The organism is Burkholderia sp. AU31652 (genome assembly GCF_002223155.1).
Taxonomy (GTDB): Bacteria; Pseudomonadota; Gammaproteobacteria; order Burkholderiales; family Burkholderiaceae; genus Burkholderia.
The window spans coordinates 1,449,657-1,462,978 of sequence record NZ_NKFG01000003.1; the positions used below are offsets into that span (position 1 = coordinate 1,449,657).

Consider the following 13,322-nt stretch of genomic DNA (forward strand, 5'->3'; position numbering starts at 1 on the left):
CGCTCAGTCGGCCGGCACGAACGCCGTCCCGTGAAACACGCGCACGGGGTTGCCGCGCTCCAGCGCAAAGTGCTGCATCCGCCGCTGCCGGCGCGCATCGGACGCGTGACGGTCGGCTTCCTGCTGCAGGCGAACCTGCAGCAACTGCAGCGCCAGGCGCTTGTTCGCGTGCTGGCTGCGCTCGCTTTCCACGCGCACCGACAGGCCGGTCGCGACATGGGTCGCACGAATCGCGGAGCTCGTCTTGTTCACGTGCTGGCCGCCCGGCCCGCGTGCGCGCATCGCTTCGAACCGCACATCGCCATCCGGCAGCGGCTGCGCGTTGGCGCAGCACGTGACGCCGATGAACCAGTTCTTGCGCGGATGGCGCAACCGGTACGGGCTCGCGCAAATCCATTGCAGCGTGCCCGTCCAGCGGTCCGCGAGCGCCTGCGCACCTTCACCGTCGAGGTCGAGCAGCGCCGAGCGCAGCGTGCCGGGCCGTTCGCCCGGCTGCGCATCGAGCACGGTGACGACGACGCGCTTCGCATCGGCTTCTGCCTGCAGCCGCCGCAACGCATTGGCCGCGGCCAGCTGGCATTCGAGCGGGCCGTGCGCCGAAGAAATCTGCATCAGCATCGGCCAGCCTCCCCGGACGTCTTGTAGGTCAGCACCGGCGCGAGCCGCGCCAGCTTGCGCAGCAGCCCGGCCGCTTCGAGCGCGTCGACGACGCTGTCGATCGGCTTGTAGGCCTGCGGCGCTTCCTCGTACAGCAGTTCGCGGGCTTCGCAGATCACGTGGCTGCCGCGCGGCGTGCGCGTGAGCTGCGACGGCGTGAAGCGCCGTTCGAGGCGCCCCTTGCAGTCGCCGCGCGCCCACTTGCGGCCCGCACCGTGCGCCAGCGACGCCAGGCTGGCCGCATCGTCGGGCCGCACCGGCGCGACGAGGTAGCTGTAGTCGCCGCGCGATCCGGGAATGACGACCGGCCCCGCATCGGCCGGCGTCGCACCTTTGCGATGCAGCCAGCCCGCCTCGCCGTCGACCCTCGCGCGGCTCACCAGATTGTGGTTCACGTCGAGCACGCACCGGCCATCGGTGCGCCAGCGCGCCAGCATGCGCCGCGCGATCAGGTCGCGATTCGCGATCGCGTAGCGCAACGCCGCATCGTGACGCGCGAGGTACGCCGTGCATGCGGCATCCGTGTCGACGAGACCGTTGTAGCCGTGCTCGCGCATGTGCTGCTCGAGGATCGACTGGCCGAAGCCGCGCGATCCGCTATGCACGAGCAGCAGCAGGCGATCGGGATCGAGGCCGAGCGCCGCGACGGCATCGGTGTCGTACACCGCGTCGATCCGCTGCGCCTCCGCGAAATGATTGCCGCTGCCGATCGTGCCGAGCGATGCCGCGTACGCGTGATCCGCGAACCCGGCGGCCGCGACGAGCGGCTGCCAGCTTGCATCGGGCGTGGCGTCGATCGAGCCGAGCCGGCTCGCGAGCTTCGACGCGCTGATGCGCCGCGCATCGAGCGCGGTTTGCCACAGCGCCATCCCGCAGCCGATATCGCCGCCGATCAGCGCCGGATACAGCCGGCCCGTCGAGAAGAACGCGGCGCCAACGGGATAGCCGCGTCCGGGGTGAAGATCGGGCATGCCGGCGACGCGCCGCATGCCGGGGAGGGTGGCAGCGTGTTCGAGCTGCCGGATCGCCTCACCTTCGATCCAGGTGGTGGCGCAAGCGCACAACGTGATGCGCTCGCCCAGGTATTGCATGGAATTGCCCATGGAGGTTTCCGTTCGATGAAAAGGAAGAACGGCGGGCCATGGTGCAGGCAGCGCACACATGCGCTGCCCGACATCGGAAGTCGGGAAGAGGGCGGCACGACCGGATCGGAACGACCCGGCTCATCGCCGTGACGGCGATACGGGGTGCTGCTTGGCGTGAACGATGAAACGAACGGACGCGAAAAACCCGAACTACGACCCGCGACGGGAGGAGTGCTGGCGTGACGTCATGATTTCTTCTCCTTGCGAGTGAGGGGTTGATCGGAATGGCGGCGACTCTAGCATGCACGCGACGAGCGCAGCAAGCGGGTGGCGCGGCGTGGCCCATCGAATCACGGCTCGATGTGGCGAAAAACACACAAACAGGAATCCGGATCATTTCCATGTCGATGGCGCGCGTGGCACGCCGCAGCAGGCATTCGACGCACGCCGACAACCGCAACGGCCGTACCCGGCCGCGCTTGACAGCACACATGCCGTTTCGTAGCATCCGCCTGCTTCATCCCTGAACCCTCATCGAATCGGTGATCCAAGTGCCCGCAAACATTCGTCCCTTCGCCTGATACGCCGACGACTGCCGTCCCGGCCGCGTGTCGTCCTGCCCGTTCCCGTCCGCCTCGCGGCACCGGAACAGTGATCGCAGGGCCGCGCCCGGACACGCACTGACACCGCAACGCACACCCCATCGTTCGTTCACGTCGTCGGCTTTTTCTGATGTTTCCGGAGAAAGACCATGACGCTGGATTTCCGCGCCTACGCGCAATCGCTCGACCTCGCCCGCTACCCGCGCACGCCGCACCTCGAAGGCTCGCGCCTGCAGGACGGCGACGAAGGTCACGACCACGTTCCCTATCGCACCCTCGCGGGCGCCCATCTCGTCGTCGAGGAAAAGCTCGACGGCGCGAACACGGGCATCAGCTTCAGCCCCGCGGGCGAACTGCTGCTGCAGTCGCGCGGCCACTATCTGGCCGGCGGCGGCCGCGAGCGGCAGTTCGGGTTCGTGAAGACCTGGGCCGCCGCCCATGCCGGCTGGCTGCTCGATCGCCTCGGCGATCGCTACGTGATGTACGGCGAGACGATGAGCAAGAAGCACGCGGTGTTCTACGACGCGCTGCCGCATCACTTTTTCGAGTTCGACGTGTTCGATCGCGCAACGGGCCGTTTCCTGTCGACACCCGCGCGTCGCGCGCTGCTCGCCGACGGGCCCGTGCTGTCGGTGCCCGTGCTGTACGAAGGCATCGCGCCGGCGCGACTCGCGGACCTGAAGGCCATGCTCGGCCCGTCGCTCGCGAAGACGCCGGACTGGCGTCGCGCGTTCGAGGAAACGGTGCGGCGGCAGGGGCTCGACCTCGCGCGTGCATGGCAGCAGTGCGACAAGTCGGAGCGCTCCGAAGGGCTCTACGTGAAGGTCGAGACGGACGACACGGCGACCGCGCGCCTGAAGTGGGTGCGCCACGATTTCGTGCAGGCCATTCTCGAATCGGCTCGCCATCACTCGGAGCAGCCGTTCATCCCGAACCTGCTCGCGCCGGGTGTCGACCTGTATGCGCCGCGCCCGACGGTCACGTGGGCATCGATCCCCGCCGCGCGCCCGAACCCATGAATTCGGAACGGCCGTGTGCCGTTTCGAGAGGAGTCTTGATCATGAAGTACGAACAATTGCGGGCACTCGTGCCCGCGCCCGGCCGGCAGCCGGACTATCACGCGTGTCTCGCGGCATTTCCCGCGCTCGAACACGCGAAAGCGACACCGCAGGAGCCCGCGCACCACGGCGAAGGCGACGTGTGGACGCATACGATGATGGTGATCGATGCGCTGCTCGCGCTGCCCGAGTACCAGGCCGCATCGCGTGGCGACCAGGAGATCGTGTTCCTGGCCGCGCTGCTGCACGACGTCGCGAAGCACGGCACGACGGTCATCGATCCCGTTACCGGTGCGATCGGCCATCCCGGCCACTCGCGCAAGGGCGCGATCGATGCGCGGATTGCACTGTGGGATGCCGGCGTGCCGTTCGCGGTGCGCGAAGCGATCTGCCGGATGATCGCCGTGCACCAGGTGCCGTTCTTCGCGATGAGCGGGTCGCGCCGCGGCACGCCGGAGTTCATCGCGCGCGAGCTGTCATGGCAGGTCAGCCTGCCGCTGCTGTGCCTGCTTGCAGAAGCCGACATTCGCGGGCGCATCTGCGACGACACGCAGCGCGTGCTCGACAACATCGAACTGTTGCGCGAACTGGCGCGGGAAGAGGGCTGCTACGGCCAGCCGCGTGCATTCGCCGACGCTCACACGGCGCTCAGCTACTTCCGCGGTGCGGACGTGCATCCCGACTATCCGCTGTTTCGCACACCGGGCGCGCAGGTCGTCGTGATGTCGGGCCTGCCTGCGTCGGGCAAGAACACGTGGGTGGCGCGGCATCATCCGGATCTGCCGGTCGTGTCGTTCGACGATGCGCGCGATGCATTGGGTCTGCGTCATGGGCAGAACGAGGGCGCGGTCGCGCACCATGCTATCGACGCCGCGAAGGCACTGTTGCGCGCGCAACAACCGTTCGTGTGGAATGCGACGAACCTGTCGCCGCTAATGCGCAAGAAGACGCTCGACCTGCTGTTTGCATACAACGCCGACGTGACGCTCGTCTACCTCGAACAGCCGCGCGCGGAACTGTTGCGCCGCAACGCGCGGCGTGACACGTCGCTGACGAACCGCGCGCTCGAGGCGATGCTGTTGCGCTGGGATTTGCCGCTGCCCACCGAAGCGCACGCAGTGCGGTATGAAGTCTGATGCGGCAACGTCACGACACGAGCCGGTACGCCGCAATTTACCGCGGCGTACCGGCTCGTTTCATTTCAGCGATGCATTCCGCTGCGTCGTGCAAGCGTGCAGCTCAGTGACGCCGCGACGCCGTGGCCCTAGTGAGCCAGCACGAGGAGCGTGGTAAGTGCGATCGGCGCCAGCGCGACACCCAGCAGGCCGAGCGCACCATCGGCTGCAATCGTGATCGGCGACAGCGCGATCTTCGCCCCCTTACCGAGCACCGACGGTCGCTCGATCACCGTGACGTTGTACGCGTGATTGAACGCCTGAGGGATCGACGAAGGCGTGACATCGTTCGGCTGATAACGCTTTCCGGTGATCGTGCCTCTCTCCGTCAGCTCAAACCGCCCGTCCTTGAAACCGTCGGCAAGCGCGCGCTCGCGAAGCTCGGAGCCGGCCGGTGCGTCCTCGCGCGCGAGCCGCAACACGTAACGCCCCGAGATCTTGTCGCCGTGCGTCTCGAAATCGTCGAAATCGGTATACAGCTTGGAGCGATAGGGTGCCGTGAGATTGACGGCGAGGGCCGGCGGCACATCGAAAATGTAGTGATACTGCTTGCCGATGACGACGAGGCTCTTTCCGTCCGCGCTGATCAGAAATGCCGAGAGCGTTTCACGGTATTCCGGATCCTTCATCATGCGATTGGTGATGGGGCCGATGTCGGCGTCGGCGCAGCCGGCGAGCATGCCGGACGCTGCCACGGCGGGCAGCGCGAGAAATGTTCTTCTTTTCATGTGTGCTGTTGGATGTTGTTGGTTATTCAGCGGAACCGCTTGAATGTCGGACGCTGCGTTCGATGAACGCGGCACCCTGACGGCCGATCATGCGGTTTCTTCGCCTGCGCATTGTAGGGCCAAAACGGCAAGCGCAGTATCCCCCGGCAAAGCGCGTCACCATCGAACACCATCCGGCCGTGGCCCGCGCAGTTCGGCGGGCAGATCGGCGTCGCGCCGGGGCTGCATTCGGTGTTCTCCGTGACGGGCGTGCTGCTGGCGCCCTGCGCGGGGCTTGCGCATTGGGCGCGCGGCCGATAGCGGCTGGCCCGCGGAGCGCGGGCTGGCGTAGGATGGGCGCAGTGACCGGTGCCGCACCGGGAAGCGGCGACAACGAGCACCGTCGCGTCGCCGGCATTACAGACACCGCCGCACCGCACGGCTACCCATCGTTTCCGACATGACGCTCACGTGACCGGTCGCGCGCAACGCACGACGAACGCGCACCGATCCGAACCCGACCCACGCGCGTCGGCCCGCATCCGGCCGACGCATTTCGACGACGAATCTTGCAGGAGACAAGCGACATGAATCCATCGACCGACCACCGGACGCTGTTGCGCACGCTCGGCATGCGCGCCCCGATCGTCCAGGCGCCGATGGCCGGCGTCAGCACGCCGGCGCTGGCGGCCGCCGTGTCGAATGCGGGCGGGCTCGGCTCGCTCGGCGTGGGCGCGACGAACGCCGACGGCGCCCGCAAGATGATCCGCGACACGCGCGCGCTCACCGACCGGCCGTTCAACATCAACGTGTTCTGCCACCAGCCGGCGCACGCCGACGCGGCCGTCGAACGCGCGTGGCTCGACTGGCTCGCGCCGGTGTTCCGCGAATACGGCGCGACGCCGCCCGCCACGCTGTCGGAGATCTATACGAGCTTCGTCGCGGACGAAGCCATGCAGGCGCTGCTCGTCGAAGAAAAGCCGGCCGTCGTCAGCTTCCATTTCGGGCTGCCGTCCGCGGACGTGATCGCCGCGCTGAAGCGCGCGGGCGTCACGCTGTTCGCGTCCGCGACGAACCTCGACGAAGCACGCCAGATCGCCGCCGCCGGCATCGACGCGATCGTCGCGCAGGGGATCGAAGCGGGCGGGCACCGCGGCGTGTTCGATTCGACCGCGCATGACGATCGCCTCGGCACGTTCGCACTCACGCGCCTGATCGTGCGCGAGTGCGCGCTGCCGGTGATCGCCGCCGGCGGCATCATGGACGGCGAGGGCATCGCCGCCGCGCTCGCGCTCGGCGCGCAGGCCGCCCAGCTCGGCACCGCGTTCGTCGCGTGCCCGGAGACGTCGATCGACGACGGCTATCGCCGCGCGCTGCTGGGCGATGCGGCACGCCATACGACGTTCACCGCCGCGATCTCGGGCCGGATCGCACGCGGCCTCGCGAATCGCTTCACCGCGCTCGGCGACGACCCGCGCGTGCCGGCCATACCCGCATACCCAATCGCGTACGACGCCGGCAAGGCACTGCATGCGGCCGCGAAGGCAAAGGGTGAATTCGGCTACGGCGCGCAGTGGGCCGGGCAGGCGGCGCCGCTCGTGCGGCCGCTGCCGGCGGCCGAGCTGTTCGCCGCGCTCGAACGCGAAACGCGGGCGGCGATCGAGCGGATGCAGCACGTGCTGGATTGATCGCCCGATTCGCGGGCATGGGGCCGCGGCCCCATGCCGGCGATCGGGGAACGCACCCTGGTCGCCGCGCCGATACGTCGCCGCCCGCCGTCAATTTGCAATGTTCTGTATCTGCACGAACTGCGGATACATCGCGATACAACGCAAGTTCGGGCGTCCGCTATAAAGCAGGCATGACCTCTTCGGGAGTGCGCCATGTCTGCAACCTGGTTCAAAGGGTCCTGCCATTGCGGGGCCGTCAAATTCGAAGTCCGAACGGCCATTACGCCGGCGACGCGCTGCAACTGCAGCCTGTGCCGCCGGCGCGGCGCATTGATGAGCCCGATGTTCGCCGCCAGCGAACTGAAGATCGTCGAAGGCGAGGGCGCGCTGACGTGCTACCAGTTCAACACGCGCACGGCCCGTCACTATTTCTGCAGCCATTGCGGCATCTATCCGTTCCATCAGACGCGCAAGGATCCCGCCTGCTGGCGCGTCAATCTCGGCTGCCTCGATGGCGTCGACCCGTATGCGCTCGACGCGACGGTCGCCGACGGCGCGAGCCTCTCGGTCGTGGAGGACGCATGAAACGCTGGCTGATGATCCTGCTGTTTGCCGCGGGCGGGCTCGCGACCGAAATCGCGCATCCGGTGCAATGCACGCTGCTGTCGGTCAGCCGTCCACCGACCGGCAAGCGCCGCAGGGCGGCCTGACGGCGCGCCGGTTCATCGAGACCGATTATCATGCTTCCGATAAGATCGCACGCGATATATAATGCGTCCATCTGCGGCCGTTCGCGTCGCTGGAGGACGTTCATGAAACCGACCGAAACCCCATCCGACCCTGCACCGAAGTTGTCCGAGTTCCTGTGCTTTGCGATCTACTCGACGAACCTCGCGTTCGGCAAGGCGTACAAGCCGATCCTCGAATCGCTCGGCCTCACGTATACGCAATACATCACGATCATTGCGCTGTGGGAGCAGGACAACCAGACGGTCGGCCAGCTCGGCGAGAAGCTGTTCCTCGAATCCAATACGCTGACGCCGATCCTGAAGAAGCTCGAGGCGATGGGCTACCTGGAGCGGCACCGCGATCCGTCGGACGAACGCCAGGTGCTCGTCAGCCTGACGAAAAGCGGCCGCCGCGTGCGCGAGAAGGGGCTCGACATGAACCTGGTCGAAGCCACCGGGTTGAAGCCGGACGAATTCGCGAAAATGCAGAAGGCGATCGTCACGCTGCGCGGCAACCTGATCCGGTCGACCGACGAATAAACGCCCGGTTACACTGCGGCCGACACGACCCGCGTGCCGGCCGCGTCGTCATGCGTGCCCGTCGCCCAGCACCAGCAGGTTCATCTCGCGGCGGACGACGAAACCGAGTGCGAGATAGCGCTCGATCGCCACCTGGTTCGACGTGAGGACGTGCAGGAAAGGCGTATCCTCGCGCGCATCGATCTCCGCAATCAACGCCCGCATCAGCCGCGCCGCCAGCCCTTGCCGGCGGAATGCGGCATCCACGCAGACGGCGCTGATTTCCGTATACCCGTCGACCTGCATCCGCTCGCCGGCCATCGCGGCCAGCCTGCCGTCGCTGCGAATGCCGATGTAATGGCCGAGCTCGAACGTGCGCGGGCCGAACGGGCCGGGCTGCGCGGCCGTGGTCAGCGCGAGCATGTCCGGCACATCGGCTTCGCCGAGCGTGACGTAACCCGATTCGGGCGCCGGGTCGCGCGTCCGCTGCCAGACCATCTGCAACAGGTTCGCGCGCCGGATCACCGACAATCCCGCCGGCGGCTCGATCTCGTCCGGCGTGACCAGTGCCGCCGGCCCGTGAGCGGCGATCAGTGTACGCAATGCATCGAACGACGCCGCGCTCGTATCCTCCGTCGCGGCAAACGGCGCGACCGCCGCCGGAAACCGCCATGCACGGTCGTGGCCGAGCGCCAAGCGACGCTGCCTGCCCGTCAGCGCATTCCACACCACACGGTCGAGCGGGTGCGCACGGCCCGGCGCGGTTCCGGTCGTTGCATCGGACATCGGCTGCTCCTCGATTGAAGGTTTCGATCGCACAGCATAGACCGGGATCGGGCGGGCCGGGCACGGCCTGCACAGCGCGACTTGCCGCGGCCCGCGCTACCGCTGCCAGCGCTCCGGATCCACCCAGATCGGGAACGACAGGACCACCGCCAGCCCGTTTCCCCCGATTCCGGCTGTCACCTCGACCGACCCGCCGTGAGACGCGGCGATTCGCGCGACGAGCGACAGGCCGATGCCGCTGCCCGGCTGCACCGTCCCCGGTACGCGATAAAAGCGTTCGAAGATCCGCTCGCGCTCGTGCATCGGCACGCCGGGCCCGTCGTCCGCGATCCGCAGCCTGACCCGCGTCCCGCCCGCATCGGCAGGGACGTCGCACGTGATCTCGACCTGCCCGCCGTCACGGCCGTAACGCAGCGCGTTGTCGATCAGGTTGCGCACCGCAATCGCGATCTCGTCCAGATCGCCCCAGACGCGCACCGGTTCGACCGCGACCCGCACCGTCTGTCGGCGTGCATGCGCGCCCGCGTCGAAGTCGCTCGCGATCAGCGCAACGAGTCGCGACAGGTCTACCGGCCCGTGCTGGTCGACGCGCGATCCGGCATCCAGCCGCGCCAGCTCGAGCAATTGCCCGGAGAGCCGCGCACTGCGTTCGACGCCCATGGCGAGCCGACGCAATGCCGCGTTCTTGTCCGCCAGACTATCCGCCTGCAACGCGACTTCCGCCTGGGCCGACAACGCTGCCAGCGGCGTGCGCAACTCGTGCGCGGCATCGCCGATGAAGCGGCGTTCGGTGTCGACGGCCTGACTCAGCCGCGCCAGCAGGCGATTGAACGACTCGACGAGCGGGCGGAGTTCGCGCGGCAGCGTCACCAGCGGCAGCGGCGAGAAATCGAACGCGGCCTTGTGCTGGATCGCTCGCTGGACCTCGCGCACCGGCCCGAACGACCAGCGGATCACCCACCAGATCACGACGCCCAGCATCCCGAGCATCACCGCCGTATTGAACAGGCCGAGTTGCAGTGCGTTGCTCGCCTTCTCCTGCCAGGTCGTGGCCGGGCAGCCCGTCTGAACGTGAATCCGGCCCGCCGGATCCGACAGCGAATAGACCCGCCAGGTCTCGTCGTGCGCGGCGCCGCGCCCGGTGCTCACGCCGTATCCGTCCCGCAGGTCCGCCTTGAGCGCCGGCCCCGGCGCATCCGCGCTGTGCATCACGTTGCGGCCATCGACCCAGACCTGGAACGCGACGTCGTATTTGCCATACGCGGTGTTCGGCACCACCGCCTGGGCGTTCGCTTCGGGCAGGCGATCGATCGCATCCGGCAACGACAGCAGCAGCAGTTGCGCGGCGCTCTCGAGCATGCCGTCGCGCCAGCCGCGCTGCTCGCGCCACAGGCCGATGCCGAGAAACGCCCCCCAGCTCGCCCAGAACACGACGACCGCTGCCATCACGGTCGCGAGCAGGCGCACGCGTAGCGACTTCATGCCGGGTTCTCCCCGACGCGATAGCCGAAGCCGTGCACCGTCACGATCAGCTCATCGCCAAGCTTGCGCCGCAGTTGGTGGATATACACCGCGATCGTGTTGCTTTCGATTTCGCTGTCGTTGCCGTAGACGCGCGCTTCGAGCTGCGTGCGCGTGACGACGCGGCCTTGCCGCTCCATCAGCGCGAGCAGCGTGCGGTACTCGTGGATGCTGAGCGCAACGGGTTCGCCGGCGCGCGTGACTTCCTTGCGCGCCGGATCGACGTGCACGTCGCGGTAGACCAGGCGCTCCGACACGCGGCCCTGGCTGCGGCGCGTCAGCGCGCGCAGCCGTGCATAGAGCTCGTCGAGCTGGAACGGCTTCACGAGATAGTCGTCGGCGCCTGCGTCGAGGCCGCGGATCCGGTCGCTCAGCTGATCGCGCGCGGTCACGATCAATACCGGCGTCGGGTCGTAGTTCGCGCGCATCGCAGCAAGCAGCGTGAAGCCGGATGCGCCTGGCAGTTGCAGGTCGAGCAGCACCGCGTCGTAGTCGTGGCCGACGAGCGCGAGCCGCGCGGCCGGCACGTCGGCCGACCAGTCCGCGCGCCAGCCGTTCTGCCTGAGGCCCGCGCAAACGGCGTCGGCCAGCATGACATCGTCTTCCACCAGCAGGATATCCATCGGTTTCGCTCCTCGACTGTCGAGGTCGCCAGCCTGACCGACCGCGATTAAAAACTTCTTAAAGCCCGGGGGCCACGATGCGTGCCATTCGCCGCATTGCCGGTGCAATGCATCTGGCGTTTTATCGAGAGGCTCGCGATGACCGTGTCATACCCATCAATTCCGTTGCTGCAATGCAATGCGGCGCGAGGCTCCACCTGCGCGCCGTGCGGGTGCGGGCCATTCTGGCATGGAAGGTCGTGCACGTTGCGCACTCGCCGCGCGGGAGCGGCGCGATGAACCAGCTCACCACGCTCGTCCCGTTCGGCGTCGCGCTCAGCGTGGCCGGCGCCAACAGCATCGCCTGCCTCGTCGGCCTGTCGCTGATCGAGCGGCTGATTCCGGTGCTGCCGTCCCACGTGCTCCTCACGACGATCGGCGTCGCCAGCGCGCAGGGCGCATGGACACTGCCGGAAGCCATCGTCGTCACGGCGCTCGGCAGCTTCGCGGGCTGCCTGTTGCATTACGCGCTCGGCAACCTGTGGCCGGAAGACAGCGTGCTGGCCCTGCTGCGCCGCGTCGCGCCGCTAGGCAGGCTGCAGCCCGCGCGAATGGACGCGCTGATCGACGGCATCCGCGCGCGGCCCACGCGGCTCGCACTCTGGTCGCAACTGGTGCCGTTCGTCCGGCTCGTCGCGCCGGCGCTCGCCGGCTTGCTGGAAACGAGTTTCGTGCGATTCGCGTCCGGCGCCGCGGCCGGCATCGCGCTCTGGAACACGCTGTTCATCACGGCGGGCTACCTGGCCGCACAAGCGGCCGCCTAGCCCGACATGTCGTTGACCGATCGATCCCGCCTGGAGCCTGTCGATGCGAATCCCTGAATGGATGCTGTTCCTGCGTACCTGGTTGCGCAATCCGCGCCGGGTCGGCGCGCTTGCGCCATCCAGCCCCGCGCTCGCCGCGCTGATCACCGCCGATATCCCGCGCGACGGCGCCGCCGTGATCGAACTCGGCGCGGGCACCGGCGTGTTCACACGGGCGCTGCTCGCGCGCGGTGTCGCGAGCGACCGGCTCGTGCTGGTGGAAGCCGATCCGGCTTTCGCGGACGCGTTGCGACATCGGTTTCCCGCGTTGCGGATCATGCAGATGGATGCGGCGCAGCTCGGCATGACAGGGGATTTCTTCGGCGGGGCGCGCGCGGATGCGATCGTGAGCGGGCTGCCGCTCGTCGCGATGCCGGTCGAACAGGCCGTCGCGATCGTTCACGGCGCGTTCGCGCGTCATCTGGCTGCCGACGGCGCGTTCTACCAGTTCACCTATGTGCCGCGCTGCCCGATTCCGGCACGCTATCTGGAGGCCATGCGTATTCGTGCCGTCCGGGTCGGCGTCGCGTGGATGAACTTGCCGCCCGCCATCGTGTATCGGTTCGAACGCCGGATCGACACGACCCGACCTCAGTGGCCGGGTGCACGGCCGCAGCTCGATGTGATTGCGGAAACAACCACGTTGCGCGGCATCGATATCACCCGGTTTCCCCATACGCCATCACGCCATTCGAGCGGCGTCGGGCCATCGACGGATGGACGTCCAGCATCGTGAGCGCGTTCGGGTAGGGGGTTACTGTCTGGCTGGCCGCTGGTCGCGAAAACCGGGATCGGCGTGGGCGCCGCGCGCTGTCGAATCCCGCACGGACGCAAACGCGCAGGGCATGTCAATTGGCAACGCTACGCTCCATCGCAGGCTGACGAGGAACGCACCGTGCTCGTGCGCCCCCGTTTCCCATACGTTGCCCGGCCTTGCGCGACGATTCCGACGCGCCATGCTCAATGGCCGAAGTAGATCGACCGCTCGGCCGTGCGAACCGCGCTGCGGCTGCCCGACTGCGTTGCACTGCCGGCGTCGCTGCCGTAACTGGACACCTGCGAATCGACCGCGACCGCAGTGTTGTCGTGAACCCGGCGCAGCGCAGCCTGGAGATTGTCCGGATAGTTCGGGTCGTTGGGCCGGTTCGGCAGGTAGCCGGCCTGCTGCAGCGCGGCCAGTTCCGCACGCACCTGCGAGCGCGTCACGGTGCTGTCACCCGCAAACGCCGGCGCGGCAACGGCAGCCGACACGGCAACGAGAAGGGCAGCGATCAGTTGGGTCTTCATCATTTACCTCGACAAGAAAGTGGAATTCAGGAGTTACGCATCGTGCGCCAGCCACCGGCGCC

Annotated in this window: 14 protein-coding genes and 1 pseudogene; 8 read left to right on the forward strand and 7 right to left on the reverse strand. The window is 67.8% G+C overall.

The features are described from left to right. Positions 1-3 precede the first annotated feature (3 nt). Positions 4-612, reverse strand: coding sequence for a peptide chain release factor H (prfH, locus tag CFB40_RS09295; protein WP_306427337.1), 609 nt, complete (start codon positions 610-612; stop codon positions 4-6). Further along, positions 612-1,760: an RNA ligase RtcB family protein gene (locus CFB40_RS09300; protein WP_089431095.1), complete on the reverse strand. Its 1,149-nt coding sequence runs from the start codon at positions 1,758-1,760 to the stop codon at positions 612-614. The genes prfH and CFB40_RS09300 overlap by 1 nt, the downstream gene beginning before the upstream one ends. 733 nt (positions 1,761-2,493) lie before the next feature. Here CFB40_RS09300 and CFB40_RS09305 point away from each other — a divergent pair. Further along, positions 2,494-3,363 (forward strand): RNA ligase family protein, encoded by an 870-nt coding sequence (locus CFB40_RS09305; RefSeq protein ID WP_089431096.1) that lies wholly within the window; start codon positions 2,494-2,496, stop codon positions 3,361-3,363. A 41-nt stretch (positions 3,364-3,404) separates the two neighbouring features. Next, a complete protein-coding gene (locus CFB40_RS09310; protein ID WP_089431097.1) occupies positions 3,405-4,538 on the forward strand; it encodes an AAA family ATPase in 1,134 nt (377 codons plus the stop codon). A gap of 128 nt (positions 4,539-4,666) precedes the next feature. Here the strand turns inward: CFB40_RS09310 and CFB40_RS09315 are convergent, their stop codons facing one another. Next, the gene (locus CFB40_RS09315) at positions 4,667-5,272 is read right to left on the reverse strand and encodes a 5-formyltetrahydrofolate cyclo-ligase (protein ID WP_256976604.1); all 606 of its coding nucleotides are present in this window, start codon (positions 5,270-5,272) and stop codon (positions 4,667-4,669) included. Between the two features lie 599 nt (positions 5,273-5,871). Between CFB40_RS09315 and CFB40_RS09320 the strand changes: the two genes are divergently transcribed. From CFB40_RS09320 to CFB40_RS09330, 4 genes are all read left to right on the forward strand, one after another. Continuing rightward, positions 5,872-6,972 carry an NAD(P)H-dependent flavin oxidoreductase gene (locus CFB40_RS09320; protein ID WP_089425457.1) on the forward strand — a complete coding sequence of 367 codons (1,101 nt, stop codon included), beginning with the start codon at positions 5,872-5,874 and terminating at the stop codon, positions 6,970-6,972. 195 nt (positions 6,973-7,167) lie between these two features. Then, positions 7,168-7,539, forward strand: a complete 372-nt coding sequence (locus tag CFB40_RS09325) for a GFA family protein (protein WP_089425458.1) — start codon at positions 7,168-7,170, stop codon at positions 7,537-7,539. Then, positions 7,536-7,664 (forward strand): hypothetical protein, encoded by a 129-nt coding sequence (locus CFB40_RS39030; protein WP_256976606.1) that lies wholly within the window; start codon positions 7,536-7,538, stop codon positions 7,662-7,664. Before CFB40_RS09325 ends, CFB40_RS39030 begins: the two co-directional genes overlap by 4 nt. Before the next feature lie 102 nt (positions 7,665-7,766). Further along, positions 7,767-8,222: a MarR family winged helix-turn-helix transcriptional regulator gene (locus CFB40_RS09330; protein WP_089431099.1), complete on the forward strand. Its 456-nt coding sequence runs from the start codon at positions 7,767-7,769 to the stop codon at positions 8,220-8,222. Between the two features lie 48 nt (positions 8,223-8,270). On the opposite strand, the gene CFB40_RS09335 is transcribed toward CFB40_RS09330, so the two are convergent. The 3 genes from CFB40_RS09335 to CFB40_RS09345 all read right to left on the reverse strand — a co-directional run bounded on the left by CFB40_RS09335 (position 8,271) and on the right by CFB40_RS09345 (position 11,131). After that, positions 8,271-8,987 (reverse strand): GNAT family N-acetyltransferase, encoded by a 717-nt coding sequence (locus CFB40_RS09335; RefSeq protein ID WP_089431100.1) that lies wholly within the window; start codon positions 8,985-8,987, stop codon positions 8,271-8,273. Positions 8,988-9,083: 96 nt separating this feature from the next. Continuing rightward, positions 9,084-10,469, reverse strand: coding sequence for an ATP-binding protein (locus CFB40_RS09340; protein ID WP_089431101.1), 1,386 nt, complete (start codon positions 10,467-10,469; stop codon positions 9,084-9,086). Next, positions 10,466-11,131, reverse strand: a complete 666-nt coding sequence (locus tag CFB40_RS09345) for a response regulator transcription factor (protein ID WP_089425462.1) — start codon at positions 11,129-11,131, stop codon at positions 10,466-10,468. The genes CFB40_RS09340 and CFB40_RS09345 overlap by 4 nt, the downstream gene beginning before the upstream one ends. Before the next feature lie 275 nt (positions 11,132-11,406). Between CFB40_RS09345 and CFB40_RS09350 the strand changes: the two genes are divergently transcribed. After that, positions 11,407-11,934 carry a DedA family protein gene (locus CFB40_RS09350; RefSeq protein ID WP_089425463.1) on the forward strand — a complete coding sequence of 176 codons (528 nt, stop codon included), beginning with the start codon at positions 11,407-11,409 and terminating at the stop codon, positions 11,932-11,934. Positions 11,935-11,977: 43 nt separating this feature from the next. Further along, positions 11,978-12,586: pseudogene (locus CFB40_RS09355) on the forward strand (class I SAM-dependent methyltransferase); the annotation flags it as partial. Positions 12,587-12,933: 347 nt separating this feature from the next. On the opposite strand, the gene CFB40_RS09360 reads toward CFB40_RS09355, so the two are convergent. Beyond that, positions 12,934-13,263, reverse strand: a complete 330-nt coding sequence (locus tag CFB40_RS09360; RefSeq protein ID WP_089431103.1) for a DUF4148 domain-containing protein — start codon at positions 13,261-13,263, stop codon at positions 12,934-12,936. Between the last annotated feature and the right edge of the window lie 59 nt (positions 13,264-13,322).

Excerpts from the sequence above, each read along its gene's own strand:
- prfH (WP_306427337.1), bottom strand. The coding sequence starts at position 612 with ATGCAGATTTCTTCGGCGCACGGCCCGCTCGAATGCCAGCTGGCCGCG.
- CFB40_RS09300 (WP_089431095.1), bottom strand. The coding sequence starts at position 1,760 with ATGGGCAATTCCATGCAATACCTGGGCGAGCGCATCACGTTGTGCGCT.
- CFB40_RS09305 (WP_089431096.1), top strand. The coding sequence starts at position 2,494 with ATGACGCTGGATTTCCGCGCCTACGCGCAATCGCTCGACCTCGCCCGC.
- CFB40_RS09310 (WP_089431097.1), top strand. The coding sequence starts at position 3,405 with ATGAAGTACGAACAATTGCGGGCACTCGTGCCCGCGCCCGGCCGGCAG.
- CFB40_RS09320 (WP_089425457.1), top strand. The coding sequence starts at position 5,872 with ATGAATCCATCGACCGACCACCGGACGCTGTTGCGCACGCTCGGCATG.
- CFB40_RS09325 (WP_089425458.1), top strand. The coding sequence starts at position 7,168 with ATGTCTGCAACCTGGTTCAAAGGGTCCTGCCATTGCGGGGCCGTCAAA.
- CFB40_RS39030 (WP_256976606.1), top strand. The coding sequence starts at position 7,536 with ATGAAACGCTGGCTGATGATCCTGCTGTTTGCCGCGGGCGGGCTCGCG.
- CFB40_RS09330 (WP_089431099.1), top strand. The coding sequence starts at position 7,767 with ATGAAACCGACCGAAACCCCATCCGACCCTGCACCGAAGTTGTCCGAG.
- CFB40_RS09335 (WP_089431100.1), bottom strand. The coding sequence starts at position 8,987 with ATGTCCGATGCAACGACCGGAACCGCGCCGGGCCGTGCGCACCCGCTC.
- CFB40_RS09340 (WP_089431101.1), bottom strand. The coding sequence starts at position 10,469 with ATGAAGTCGCTACGCGTGCGCCTGCTCGCGACCGTGATGGCAGCGGTC.
- CFB40_RS09345 (WP_089425462.1), bottom strand. The coding sequence starts at position 11,131 with ATGGATATCCTGCTGGTGGAAGACGATGTCATGCTGGCCGACGCCGTT.
- CFB40_RS09350 (WP_089425463.1), top strand. The coding sequence starts at position 11,407 with ATGAACCAGCTCACCACGCTCGTCCCGTTCGGCGTCGCGCTCAGCGTG.
- CFB40_RS09360 (WP_089431103.1), bottom strand. The coding sequence starts at position 13,263 with ATGATGAAGACCCAACTGATCGCTGCCCTTCTCGTTGCCGTGTCGGCT.